The 12,566-nt window shown below is 44.4% G+C and carries 16 protein-coding genes; 6 read left to right on the forward strand and 10 right to left on the reverse strand.

Annotated elements, in window-relative coordinates; translation table 11 throughout:
• Positions 1-134: 134 nt before the first annotated feature.
• Positions 135-1,463 (forward strand): hemolysin family protein, encoded by a 1,329-nt coding sequence (locus tag QH73_RS21585; RefSeq protein ID WP_039716214.1) that lies wholly within the window; start codon positions 135-137, stop codon positions 1,461-1,463.
• Positions 1,464-1,710: 247 nt separating this feature from the next.
• On the opposite strand, the gene glgA is transcribed toward QH73_RS21585, so the two are convergent.
• The gene (gene glgA / locus QH73_RS21590; RefSeq protein ID WP_039716213.1) at positions 1,711-3,135 is read right to left on the reverse strand and encodes a glycogen synthase GlgA; all 1,425 of its coding nucleotides are present in this window, start codon (positions 3,133-3,135) and stop codon (positions 1,711-1,713) included.
• A gap of 86 nt (positions 3,136-3,221) precedes the next feature.
• Entirely contained in the window at positions 3,222-4,211 is a 990-nt protein-coding gene (hemC, locus tag QH73_RS21595) for a hydroxymethylbilane synthase (RefSeq protein ID WP_039716212.1), read from the reverse strand.
• Between the two features lie 309 nt (positions 4,212-4,520).
• On the opposite strand from hemC, the gene QH73_RS21600 reads away from it, so the two are divergent.
• Positions 4,521-4,991 carry a Spy/CpxP family protein refolding chaperone gene (locus QH73_RS21600; protein WP_039717597.1) on the forward strand — a complete coding sequence of 157 codons (471 nt, stop codon included), beginning with the start codon at positions 4,521-4,523 and terminating at the stop codon, positions 4,989-4,991.
• On the opposite strand, the gene QH73_RS21605 is transcribed toward QH73_RS21600, so the two are convergent.
• Positions 4,988-5,140 (reverse strand): hypothetical protein, encoded by a 153-nt coding sequence (locus tag QH73_RS21605; protein ID WP_165587761.1) that lies wholly within the window; start codon positions 5,138-5,140, stop codon positions 4,988-4,990. The two genes, QH73_RS21600 and QH73_RS21605, sit on opposite strands and share 4 nt — an antisense overlap.
• Positions 5,134-5,265, reverse strand: a complete 132-nt coding sequence (locus tag QH73_RS29420) for a hypothetical protein (protein WP_445263849.1) — start codon at positions 5,263-5,265, stop codon at positions 5,134-5,136. The genes QH73_RS21605 and QH73_RS29420 overlap by 7 nt, the downstream gene beginning before the upstream one ends.
• Positions 5,266-5,448: 183 nt before the next feature.
• On the opposite strand from QH73_RS29420, the gene QH73_RS21610 reads away from it, so the two are divergent.
• From QH73_RS21610 to QH73_RS21620, 3 genes are all read left to right on the forward strand, one after another.
• On the forward strand, positions 5,449-6,447 hold the full coding sequence (locus tag QH73_RS21610) for a sirohydrochlorin chelatase (protein WP_039716211.1): 999 nt from the start codon (positions 5,449-5,451) through the stop codon (positions 6,445-6,447).
• Positions 6,448-6,564: 117 nt separating this feature from the next.
• The gene (sipA, locus tag QH73_RS21615) at positions 6,565-6,855 is read left to right on the forward strand and encodes a regulatory protein SipA (RefSeq protein WP_039716210.1); all 291 of its coding nucleotides are present in this window, start codon (positions 6,565-6,567) and stop codon (positions 6,853-6,855) included.
• 36 nt (positions 6,856-6,891) lie between these two features.
• Positions 6,892-7,449, forward strand: a complete 558-nt coding sequence (locus tag QH73_RS21620; protein ID WP_039717596.1) for a peroxiredoxin — start codon at positions 6,892-6,894, stop codon at positions 7,447-7,449.
• On the opposite strand, the gene QH73_RS28970 is transcribed toward QH73_RS21620, so the two are convergent.
• Positions 7,446-7,568 (reverse strand): hypothetical protein, encoded by a 123-nt coding sequence (locus QH73_RS28970; protein WP_286194159.1) that lies wholly within the window; start codon positions 7,566-7,568, stop codon positions 7,446-7,448. The two genes, QH73_RS21620 and QH73_RS28970, sit on opposite strands and share 4 nt — an antisense overlap.
• 45 nt (positions 7,569-7,613) lie before the next feature.
• On the opposite strand from QH73_RS28970, the gene QH73_RS21625 reads away from it, so the two are divergent.
• Positions 7,614-8,090 carry a hypothetical protein gene (locus QH73_RS21625; protein ID WP_039716209.1) on the forward strand — a complete coding sequence of 159 codons (477 nt, stop codon included), beginning with the start codon at positions 7,614-7,616 and terminating at the stop codon, positions 8,088-8,090.
• 111 nt (positions 8,091-8,201) lie between these two features.
• Here the strand turns inward: QH73_RS21625 and QH73_RS21630 are convergent, their stop codons facing one another.
• The 5 genes from QH73_RS21630 to QH73_RS21650 form a co-directional block, all read right to left on the reverse strand.
• The gene (locus tag QH73_RS21630; RefSeq protein ID WP_039716208.1) at positions 8,202-8,765 is read right to left on the reverse strand and encodes a hypothetical protein; all 564 of its coding nucleotides are present in this window, start codon (positions 8,763-8,765) and stop codon (positions 8,202-8,204) included.
• 139 nt (positions 8,766-8,904) lie between these two features.
• Complete coding sequence (gene hpsJ-A / locus QH73_RS21635) at positions 8,905-9,549, reverse strand: HpsJ-like protein, cyanoexosortase A-associated (RefSeq protein ID WP_052290124.1); 645 nt, start codon at positions 9,547-9,549, stop codon at positions 8,905-8,907.
• A gap of 154 nt (positions 9,550-9,703) precedes the next feature.
• Entirely contained in the window at positions 9,704-10,384 is a 681-nt protein-coding gene (locus tag QH73_RS21640) for a cyanoexosortase A system-associated protein (protein WP_039716207.1), read from the reverse strand.
• Entirely contained in the window at positions 10,381-11,256 is an 876-nt protein-coding gene (gene crtA / locus QH73_RS21645; RefSeq protein WP_039716206.1) for a cyanoexosortase A, read from the reverse strand. Before crtA ends, QH73_RS21640 begins: the two co-directional genes overlap by 4 nt.
• A gap of 35 nt (positions 11,257-11,291) precedes the next feature.
• Positions 11,292-12,422: an aldo/keto reductase gene (locus QH73_RS21650; protein WP_039716205.1), complete on the reverse strand. Its 1,131-nt coding sequence runs from the start codon at positions 12,420-12,422 to the stop codon at positions 11,292-11,294.
• Positions 12,423-12,566 lie beyond the last annotated feature (144 nt).

Below are 12,566 nucleotides of genomic sequence, written 5' to 3' on the forward strand. Positions count from 1 at the left end.
TCAGTGGTGCGTGAAGAATTGTTGCATCATGACTTGGAAGCGAGAAACTGGAGATGAAAAGATCTCCGATACTGGATAATAGGTAGCCAACGTTCAGCACCGCTTGCCCTGAGTAGCAGCAACAATTAAAACTAATGTCCTCCATTTCTCTTGAAGTTCTGACGATTCTCCTACTGATATTTGCCAATGGCATCTTTGTGATGTCGGAACTAGCGATCGTCTCGGCAAGGAAGGTAAGGCTACAAAGTCTGGCTAACCAGGGGGATAAAAAAGCTCGTGTAGCTCTAGACCTGGCAAATGCTCCCAATCAGTTTCTAGCTAGCGTGCAAATTGGCATTACGCTACTAGCAATTTTATCTGGTGCTTTTGCAGAGTCGGCTGTAGCAACTAGGCTGGCTCCACTTGTGAGTTTAGTACCTGGACTTGCGGCATACAACAGCGCGATCGCTTCTGTAACAGCTGTTTTACTCGTCACCTATTTGACGCTGATTATTGGGGAACTCGTACCAAAACAACTAGCACTCAACTATCCAGAGAAGATTGCAACTGTTGTTGCCATGCCGTTGCGGTTTCTGGCAAAAATTGCTGCTCCTATAGTTTATTTGCTGAGTGCCTCAACCGATCTTGTCGTGCGACTGTTGGGGATTAGACCTTCTACCGATCCACAAGTGACAGAAGAAGAAATTCGCGTTTTGATCGAGCAGGGTACGGAAGCGGGGACGTTTGAAGCTGCCGAACAGGATATGGTAGAACGGGTATTTCGGTTAGGCGATCGCCCCGTTAGTGCTTTAATGACACCCCGTCCTGATATTGTCTGGCTAGACTTAGAGGACACTGCTGAAGAAAATCGCCAAAAAATCCTCGATAGCTGTCATTCCCGCTTTCCAGTTTGTCAAGGAGGCTTAGATAACGTGTTGGGAATCAGTCACGTTACGGATATGTTAGAGCGTTGTTTGTCCGGTCAATCCCTCGACCTTACCGTATCGTTGCGACAACCCATATTTGTTCCCGAAAGTACTAGGGGATTAAAAATCCTAGAACTATTTAAACAAACGGGCATTCACATGGCATTGGTGGTAGACGAATATGGCGTGATCCAGGGTTTGGTGACGCTGAATGACATCATGGTGGAAATTGTGGGTGATGTTCCTAACGCAGGTAACTTAGAAGAACCGATGGCAGTGCAGCGAGAAGATGGTTCTTGGTTGTTGGATGGAATGTTACCTGTAGATGAATTTTTTGAAATTTTTGATATCGAAGAAATTCCTAAAGAACACAGAGGCAGTTATCAAACTTTAGGCGGATTTGTGATTACTCATCTCGGTCGCATTCCCGCCGCTACGGATCATTTTGAATGGGAGCTTTTGCGATTTGAGGTGATGGATATGGATGGTAATCGGGTAGATAAAGTGTTAGTGACTCCGATGGAAGGTAGAGGGGTAAAGCAGGATAAGGAAGAGTAGGTAATTGGTAATTGGTAATCGGTGAAATAATCAGAATTATTGTGGGGCGGGTTTTAACCGAGAATTTCCCTACCATCAAAAATCTATTTGCTAAACCCGCCCTCATGAGATTTACAATCGCATACATTTTTATACGACTATTTTGGTAGGGGCGGGTTGATTAATACATAACCTCGGATGGGCGGGTTTATTGAGATTTTCAGATGAGAGTCAATATTTCGGGTGAACCCGCCCCTACATTAGGTAACTATTTCGGAATTAATTCTTCTGTTTGTGGTTGGGGTGTTTCTACTTCCTCAGTAGTGCCGTACATTGAGTTATACATTTTCACGTATTCTTTTGCCGACTGATACCAACTGAAGTCTTGTCGCATTCCCCGTTGTTGTAAATTTTGCCAATTGGGTTTGTAGTGGAAACCTTCCCAAGCACGCACCATGCAAGTATAAAGGTCTAAGGGTTCGTAGCGATCGAAACAATAACCCGTACCGACACTATTTTCAGGGTCGTGATGAATAACAGTATCAACTAAGCCGCCAGTACGACGTACAATTGGCACGCAACCGTAACGCAACGCCATCATTTGACTGATACCGCAGGGTTCAAATCGACTTGGCATCAAGAAGGCATCGCTACCAGCATAAATACGACGGGCAAGGGCATCATTGTAGAGTAAATACGTTGCCATCCGCCCGGGAAAACGCGATGCCATCTGCCATAATTGAGTTTCATAATAGCGATCGCCCGTGCCTAAAATAATAATTTGGGCATCGGTATACGAGAGAAAGCGATCCAAAATTTGGATTGCCAAATCGATTCCTTTCTGTTCAACCAACCGCGTCACCATACCTACTAAAAAAGCTTTAGAGTTAACCTCTAATCCCACTTCTTCTTGAATGGCAACTTTATTTGGCTTCCGCTGTTCTAAGGTCTCTGTTGTGAAAGTTTTAGCAATATATTTATCGTTTTCTGGATTGTAGACATCAACATCAATGCCGTTAACAATACCCCATAATTTACCGCTAATAAAAGACATTAAACCTTCAAGAGTTTCGCCATATGCTGCCGTTTGAATTTGTTTGGCATAAGTCGGAGAAACTGTATTCACGCGATCGGCAAATTGCACCGCCGCCGCCATTGTATTATGTCCTTGCATGTACCAAGGACACCACGTAATTTTTTCTAAATACCAGCGCCAGGGACCTTGATAAGCCAAGTTATGAATCGTAAATACGCTAGTAATATCTGGAGATTGGTGCATCCAAACGGGAATCATCCCTGTATGCCAATCGTGACAGTGGACAATATCGGGTTTCCAATAGTTCCAGCAAAATTCTGCTGCGCCGTTAGCAAATAAGGTGAAACGCCAGTGTTCGTCTTCCCCAGAATAAATGCGACGGGGTGCAAATGCCTGATGCCCGAACAAATACAAGGGAACATCCGTTCCAGGCAGCACGGCTTCGTAAACCTTAAATTCCTGAAACATAGCAGCTCCAGACCAGATTGGATCTTGGGGAATCTCCATTTTGTCTGGTAGAAAGCCGTAATAGGGCAGAAAAATTCGTACGTCATGCCCCATTTCTCTGAGAATTTTCGGTAACGCTCCGACGACATCGCCCATTCCGCCAACTTTGGCGACTGGCGCTGCTTCTGCAGCAACAAACAAAATTCGCATGTTTAGTGAGTAGTGAGTGGTGAGTAGATTGGTAGAGGTCGCTCGGTATAGAGACGTTACATGTAACGCCTCTCCACGTAACGTCTCTACAATACCTGTCCGCGTTGAATTTGCGCGAAGATTTCGGCTAGTATCTCTTGCGCTCCTTGTTGACGAAGGCGTTGGGCTAATTCGATGCCAAGCTTTTCTGCCTCTGTAGGCGCACCAGTTACGGTATCTTTAACCAATCTTTGCCCGTCTAAACTAGCTACCATACCCGTAAGAGTTAGCACATCTCCCTCTAGGCTAGTGTTAACGCCAATAGGCACTTGACAGCCACCTTCTAATTCCCGCAAAAAGGCACGTTCTGCAAGAGCGCGATCGCGTGTGGGTACGTCTTCGATCGCCTTAATTAAAGATAAGACTTCTTCGTCACCCTCACGACATTCTATTCCCAAAGCGCCCTGTCCGACAGCGTGCAAGGAGATTTCTGCTGGAATGACCCGATCGACGCGATCGCCTAATCCTAGTCTTTGTAGCCCCGCTACTGCCAATACTAGGGCATCATATTCTCCCGCATCGAGTTTTTGCAGGCGTGTAATCACGTTACCACGCACGTCTTTAAATGCTAGGTGGGGGAAGTGATAGCGTAGTTGTGCCAGTCGGCGTAAAGAGGAAGTCCCGATGACGGCTCCTTCTGGTAATGTATCGAATTGTTTATCTTTATATTTAGAATGTAAAACTAAAGCATCTGCCGGATTTTCTCTTTCTGTAACCGCTCCCAACATCAACCCTTGCGGTAAGCGAGTCGGCAAGTCTTTCAAGGAATGTACGGCAAAATCAATTTCCTGATTGAGCATTCCCACTTCTAACTCTTTTGTAAATAACCCTTTATCACCAATCTTGGCAAGGGCAACATCGAGAATTTTATCCCCTTGAGTAGACATGGTGTGGACTTCAAACGTGCGATCTGGAAAAGCTTTTTGCAGTTGTTCTTGCACCCAATAAGTTTGAACTAAAGCCAATTGGCTCTTGCGCGAACCGATGCGAATTGTGCGGGCAGGGCTGGAAACCGTGGGTGAGGCGTTAGAGGACATACTAAAGCAGCATTTATAGCTTAAATCTGAGTCACTCGATCTAGACTACCGCAGGACTGCACCCAATGGAGTCAGTTATCAGTTGTCAGTTATCAGTTGTCAGTTGTCAGTTGTCAGTTATCAGTTATCAGTTATCAGTTGTCAGTTGTCGGTTATCATCGCTCCTCGCTCCTCACTCCTCACTCCTCATGACTAAAGTCATAGTTACATTCGTTACTTTCTCCACAGGCGATCGCGATTTTTCCATTCTTATGATAGTGACATCAAATCTCAGTCACGCCAGAGAACGATCTCATGCAATTTATCACCATGAAATTAAAACATATTCCTGTATTAGCCAGCGCGATCGCCTTGAGTATTGCCACTGTAACGCTAGTAGCTCAAGCTCAAGCTGAACCCGTTGCACCTGGATCGCCAACTTCCGCGTCACAAACAATCGCTCAAGCTCAAGATAAAGTTCCGCCTCGATTTGAAAAACTGGGGCTGACTCAGGAACAAAAAGATAAAATTGCTGAAATCCGTCGCGATACCCGCACCCAAATCGAAGCAGTCATGACACCAGCACAGCGGGAACAACTCAAAACCGTTAGAGAAAGCAGGCAACGCCGCCGCGAAGCGTTAGCTTCTCTCAACCTAACTCCAGAGCAGAAAACCAGACTGCAACAAATTCGTCAATCCGCCAAATCTCAGTTTGACGCAGTACTAACCCCAGAACAGCAACAACAACTACAGCAAATGAGACAAGAACGAGGCTGGAAGGGACGAAGAGGCGAACTCTAAGAAGTCGTAAGTCGTAAGTCGTAAGTCCTAAGTCGTAAAGAGGTTGTGGGGTGCGGGGTGTGGGGTGTAGTGGAGAGAATTCGGAATTCGGAATTCGGAATTAATGCGTGAATGCGTGAATTGTCTTGCTCCCTCAGCTCCCTCAGCAACCTGGCGCTTCCTCAGCTCTCTTCTCCCTACTCCCTACTCCCTGCTCCCTGATAACTGACAACTGATAACTGATAACTGATAAGATATCTAGGCACAAGTGAACTGTAACAGCATAGGGAAACATCGGTTGAAGTCCGAGGCTGTGCCGCAGCTGTAAACGGATTTTAGATTTTAGATTTTAGATTTTAGATGACAAGCCAATCCAAAATCGGAAATCCAAAATTCAAAATTGCGTAAGCCAGAATGCCTGTGCTGTTATCCGCTCACGCTATTTCCCGCGTCGCACGGGAAAGGAGCTAAAATCTCAATGCTTAGCGATCGCCATTTAACTTCGTTAGAACATATTTCTCTACAATTACCACCTCTGCCGCTACAGCGTCCTCTATTACTGATCGGTCATGGAACTAGAGATGAATCTGGACGGCAGAGCTTGCTAGATTTTGCCTCTGCATACCAAGCTTTAGATACCTCTAGACCAGTTCTACCCTGCTTTCTGGAATTGACAGAACCAACAATTCAGGAAGGGGTAGATCGATGCGTAGAGAAGGGTTTTACGGAAATTTCCGTGCTGCCAATTTTGCTGTTTGCCGCACGGCATAACAAATTTGATGTAACGAACGAACTCGATCGCGCTAGAGCCAGACATCCACAGCTCAAATTTTACTACGGACGGCATTTTGGGATTACGCCTGGAATTCTCGATTTGTGGCGATCGCGTCTAGCAGAAATAGACCATCCTCAAATTCAGCGTGCAGACACCGTATTATTATTTGTCGGTCGCGGTTCTAGCGATCCTGATGCCAATGGCGACGCTTGCAAACTCGCTCGTATTCTCTGGGAAGGTAGCGGCTATACTACTGTAGAAACCTGCTTTATCGGTATCACGCACCCGCGCTTAGAAGCAGGTTTCCAACGTGCTTTACTCTATCAGCCCAAACGGATTGTCGTTTTACCTCACTTTCTCTTTACGGGTACGCTCGTTAAAAAGATTTTTGATGTCGCAGCTCAACAGCAACAAAAATATCCCCAAATTGAAATCGCCTGTTTACCTGAAATAGGACTGCATCCCCTCCTATTTAGCATTCTCAGAGAAAGAGAAATCGAAACTCATTTAGGTCAAGTCCAGATGAATTGCGAGATGTGCAAATTTCGCCTAGCAGCTGTAGCAGGTGAGACGCATTCTCATGGCCACAACCACGACAGCCATCACCACCATCACCATCATCACCACGACCATCACCACCCGCCTGTAGATCCTTACGCTAATGCGGTAGACTATCATCAAAAAATCTGGCAAGTTCCATAATGGATTTGGTAACAGGTAATGGGTAATTAGTAGTTGCTCCCCTGCTCCCAACTCCCTAGTACGGGCGCACAGCAGTGCGCCCCTACCGACTCCCAACTCCCGACTCCCGACTCGCTAATGACAAAAGAATTCACCATCGGCGAAACAGTCCGAGTTGTCGCCTTACCGCCTTACATTAAAACCGCCGAGCCGATGCCGATGCTGCGCCCGCCCGATACAATTCGCCTTCGGGAAGAAGGGATAGTCACGGATCGCCGTCCTGGGGGATATTGGGTCGTCCGGTTCGATCGCGGTACTTTTCTGCTCGATAGCCAATATATTGAGAGCATCACATCAGAAGCAGAATCACCACCTGCATCTCATGTGGAACCATCTTCACCTGCGGATGCCGATCGCAGCGATGATTAATGTAAACTTATGTTAACTGGACTTTCAGTTGACATCATGATATCTCGTCGAACTTTTTTAACCTCTGTTTTTGCGTGCTGCCTGTCTATTTTGGTTTGGTGTGGTTTTACCACCCCAGCCTTAGCGCTTGGGGGGAAGCTACCACCAGTGAACCAACCCGCACCGCAATTTACTCTACCTACCAATACGGGAGATGGGGAAGTTTCGCTTTCCGACTTGCGCGGTCAGTGGGTCGTACTTTATTTTTATCCCAAGGACTTTACAGCAGGCTGTACCCTAGAAGCCAAGCGGTTTCAACAAGACTTACCCAAATACATCGAAAAAAAGGCTCAGATTATTGGTGTGAGTGCTGATTCCATAGATTCCCATGCTGAATTCTGCGATTCAGAAGGGTTAAAATTTCCTCTGCTTGCAGATACTACAGGGGAAGTGAGTAAAGCATACGGTTCATGGATTGGTGTTGTTTCGATGCGCCATAGTTTTCTCATCGACCCAGATGGGATTTTACGCGAAACTTTTGTGAAGGTAAACCCTGCCATTCACAGCACGGAAGTTCTAGCACGGTTAGAGGAATTACAAAAAAACACTGTCTAATAGCGCTTTTCAATTGGGTAAAACACGAGATCTGTAGGGGCGCACAGCTGTGCGCCCCTACAAATGCCACGCACGCAATCGAGAATTGCTATAAAAGCTAAAGTGTAGAGACGTGCCATGTCATGTCTCTAGTTATTTTTTCAGCTTAGTTTTCAGCGTGTCTTATGGACTTCGAGCCGAAATACCAGCCTATTAGACGAAAAGTCAGGTATCAAGTCAGCGATCGCGAATCGATTGAAATTACCGATCGCAAACCTTTAGAAATATTACGAGATACAGAAGGATTAATCCGCCGTCAAGCTGTAGCCGCGATCGTCCCAGTTGTATCGCAGCCATTAGCAGCTAAAATCGAATCGGCTTCAGAGGTTGCGGAAGACTCGTTAAGCGTGTTAGCAGAAATCGATCTTGACGCAATTAGCGATGTGGAGTTACAGCCAGCTAGAATCTTAGTTGGCTTGAGTTTTGTGGGTTTTGGCGCACTGGCGATCGCTTTACTAACTTTATTTATTGATACTCTGCATCCCCAACTTACCCACCAGCAGCAAATTCACCAATACTGGTATCCTTACGTCTTTTTTGTCTCTTTAGGCGTGACAGGCTTGCTCACGTTGGGGCGAGAATTAATGCGTTTTAATAGATAGGGAGTAGGGAGTAGGGAGTCGGTAGGGGCGCACTGCTGTGCGCCCGTACTAGGGAGTAGGGAGCAGGGAGCAGTAAGGAAAAAATGCATGTCACCGATCGCCAATTACAAATCATCGCATCATCCCAAACTGGCTTCCGCCACGAATCATCGATTTGCTGTTGGCATCAAGATCGATCTGACATTGAGTTGGAATAGCACTGAAGTCACAAGTGTAAGAAGCTAGAAGTTGCTTTTGCTCGTTGAAAACTCTCAGATTGTAGCCGCGATCCATAGCATCAGTACCAAAATGATGCACGAATTCATATTGTTGAATGTAGTCTAAAGAATTCCAATTTTGCCGTTTTACATGCAAGTCGATGCGTCCTGAATCGCCATTTTGTTGAGCGGGATAAGCCAGCCAATGACTCAGCAAATCTCCGCCAAATTGCTCTTTTGCCCACCACAAACTGGGAGTTGTCACAGTGTCTTGAGATGCAGTGTCTTGAGGTGTGGTATTGGGCGCGATCGCGCGATCGCTTTGGTCAATTGTCGCTCGCATTAAACCCAGTTCTAGCAGAGCTTGAGAGGGCTGAGCTGTAACCATTTGTAACGTGGAGTTTGAGTTTGGCAATGGCGCGATCGCCCCCAAGCTGATTCCCACTAAAATTCCTGACAATTTCCAGAATGAATTCATCACCCTTGCTGCTGGCTGCTACTTTAACTTGTATCTCGACCTTATTAACATAATTCCTACTTAATGGCAAGTAAATTTGTCATTTGTCATTGGTCATTCGTTATTTGTGAGTGACTAGTCACTAGCCACTAGTCACTAGTCACTGATTGAGGATTTTGCGAGTTTTCTGCCAAATAACTAGAAAAAACGTTCCAGAAATTAGCGCTCCCAAGCATATCTTGATTGTATTTTTGATTTGCGTTCCAAGATTATTTTCGCGGCTAGCGGCTTGGGCTTGAAGCGATCGCTCGTTCTGAGATAAGCTCGCTAGCAATTGTTGTTTGACTACTTGTGGATTTCCTATTTCTGGCGGAGTAGCTTGAGGATTAATACGGCTTAAAATTGCTGCTATATCTGCTGAGGTTTGGGCTTTATTTATCTGTTCTTTTAACTGCTGGATTTGTTCCAATCTTGTAGCAATTTGCGCTGAACTTTGTTGGTCGATTCTGACAATAGCGCTAATAGATAATGGGACGAGCAAAAGGTACAAAGCTCCTCCTAATAAGCTCAGCCAGGACAAAAATTTAAAGAACCGAAATTGAGATTCTCCAATTAAAACAAAAATTAATCCTAAAATTGGAACGGGTGCGCGTTCTACAATTTGATTTGCTAGCTGAAACTCCCATGCAGGGTTAGTAAAATTAAAAGGAATAAGAAGTGCTAGCAGATCTAGTAAAAATAAAGTTAATAAAGTATAGCCTGCTAAACGAAATAAGGGTTCGAGATGACTGTGCGACTGTGCCACAAGATGAATGACCTGTTGTACTATTTTCTTTGAGACAAAGGAGAGGGGGAAGACAAGGAAGCAGAGGGGGAAGACAAGGAAGCAGAGGAGCAATTCTAGTCACTAGACACCAACCACTAGTCACTCTTTACTGATAACTGATAACTGATAACTGTTAAAGAGAAAAGCGAGAACTCCACCACTTATACCAAGAAAACCAAGCCTGCTCTAAAGTGGAGTATGCTTCAGGTACAGGCTGTTTTAAAGGTAAAGATAAATGAGTCCAAATGCAACGGTTATCTCTTAATTCTTGTCTTCCTAATAACCATAATGCAATGCGTGGAAATTGGAAGTCGTAGCGCAAGCGGTTTGAATCAAATTGGGAAGGAGTAAACGTACTTCCACCACGAGAATTAATACATGCATTTAAATATGCTTTTTGTTGATGTACGAAAACTGCGTAATCACCTAATTGCGGATCGCGACGAATTTGGAGTGGAGAGCGATTGGTTGGAAATGATAGATTAAGATTATCTGCGATCGCTTGTTGTCCATCTCCTACAGTATTTAATTCGTAGCGCGTATCGACATCGAGTAGCAAGTTGTTTTGTTTGTATTGATAGCGTTTACCTGGAAAAGCTACCTTACCATATGGTTCTTGTTCTACAATTCGATCTGGTAGCGGTTGACTTGCGACTTGCTGCCACTGTGGAAGAGGGACTGTAGCAGGAAATGTAAAAGGGGTAACTTTTCGCTTACCAATGTTTGAATCGAGTAACACTCGACTAGATACAAACAATACATTGACAAATGTGAAAATTAATAGCGGTGTTCGCCAACGCTGCCAAAGCTTCATAGTTCAGAAAGTTCTCTCTTGTCTGAATGTTCGGAAAGCGATCTTTTACTAGTTAAATAACAGAATCCCCCGAATAATAAAGTAGAAGTTAGAAAAAAGACTTGCGAACCCGTACCGACGTGCCAGTATTTAAATGTAGCTTCGGTTGTGTAAGCGTGTAAAATAGCTAGAATAGCGACTCGGAATCCATTAACAACAAAAGCGATCGCAGTTGCGGCTAAAGGAACGAGGATTTTTTGAATTGTTTTAGTCGGAAACATGACTAAAAACAAGACAGATAGTTTTAATAAAGGAAATATACTTTCCCAACCAGAACAGCCAGCGGCTACCTCTACAGCTTTGCCATTAGCCAAAATAATATTGACTCCCTCTCGATAAAACTCTACTCCTAGATAAGTTAAAATCAAAGACGCAAAATTCGCCGTGTATAGAGCTAGAATACCAATTCGGTTAATCAGTAACTCTACGGGAATCGAAAAAGCAAAGATAATGAGTATTTCTTGCCAATATTGATGTAACCTATTTGCTCCAGAAGCAAGTAAGAACAATCCTATAGCGGCGATAAAGGGAATAAAATGAAAGAGATTGTCAAAACTAGTCATCCATAGGCTTCTGAGAAGAACAAACCCGAGAAGACTGAAACCGAGAAAGCTAGAAAAAATATCGCTTTGTAAAATTAATTGATGTCGTTTTTCCCATAACAAAGTTGCCACAGCGAACCAACAAAGAAAACTGAGAATGAGTTGATTTGAATCGGCATTACTCCGCCAGATTAAACTTGTATGAATAGTTGCTATACCACCTGCGATCGCCATTAACCAAAACTGTGGTTGTTGCAGCGATCGCCATCCATCTCGCGAAAAAACTTTCATAAAATTACTAATGACAAATGACGAATGACAATCTATTATCCCCATAACCTACGTCTAGGAGATCCATTCAAGCGATCGTGAGTATCAGATAATAATTGTGGAATATCTAATTGTTCGGGACAGCGCGGTAAACAATCACCGCATTGAGTACATTTATTTGCTTTCATGCCAGGAAACCAGTGTCCGGCATTTTCAAACATTTGATAGCGATATTTGCCGTACTCCTGCATATTGTAAGCAATCGTCAGATTTCGCAGGCGCAAAACTTCGGGAATATTAATTTTTTCAGGACAAGGCAAACATTTGTAGCATTGACTACAGCGATCGCTGGCTAAAGTTGTGGCAGCATGAGTTTCTAAACGCTGTAAAACTTCAATTTCTGCATCAGTTAGGGGTGTATCGCAGTCAGCGACTTGTAAAGGGACGCTTAATTCTGCTGGGGTAGCTGCACCAATACTGAGGGTAGTAATACGGCGATCGCTCAGTAAAAAGCGATAATTGAGTTCTAATGGAGAAAAAGGCTGGCACAAATCTTTCAGCGTTTCTGGTGGACTATATAAGAGTCCTCCCTTATCCGCAGGAGAAATAATAAATACACCCATATCTTTAGTATGGGCGAGTTCTATTGCTGGGGCATGACGTTGAAAAAAGTAGTAATAATGTAGGTTGACAAATTCAAATAGATCGGTGGCGATCGCTGCTATTATCACATTTAAAGGTGCGTGCGTGGAAAAACCAACGTGTCTTACCCGTCCATCAGCAACAGCCTCCCGTACTGCTTGCATACAACCATGCGATCGTTGTACGAGATCGAGATGTTCCCAAGTGTTAATTCCGTGAATTCCTAAGCAATCTAAATAATCGACTCCAATACGTTCTAAAGACTCATTGATATAACAACGCATTGAGTCCGCATCTGTCGTAGGGGGAATTTTGGTTGTGATGAGAAGCTGGGAACGAGGGACGGATAAACCTTTTTTGAGTGCTGCACCCAGATATAATTCGCTGTCACCATAGCCTCTAGCTGTTTCAATGTGATTGATGCCTAGTGCAACTGCGCGATCGATCGTTTGATAGGCATTTTCCTCTGAAGCCAAGTAACGCATCGTGCCTAACGAAAACGCCGAAAGATTGAGGTTCGTCTTGCCAAATCGTCGGTAGTGCATTGAGAGTGTCCAGTCTGTACTAGGTTCAATCCCTAATGGGAGACAACTAAATTTCAACCATAGCGCAGCAGGCGATCTTATTCCAATACTTCCGAAAAAAAAATCAATTCCTAATAGGAATATCGTTAAATTTCAACATGCACT

Origin of the sequence: Scytonema millei VB511283, from assembly GCF_000817735.3 — a bacterium.
Lineage (GTDB): Bacteria > Cyanobacteriota > Cyanobacteriia > Cyanobacteriales > Chroococcidiopsidaceae > Chroococcidiopsis > Chroococcidiopsis millei_B.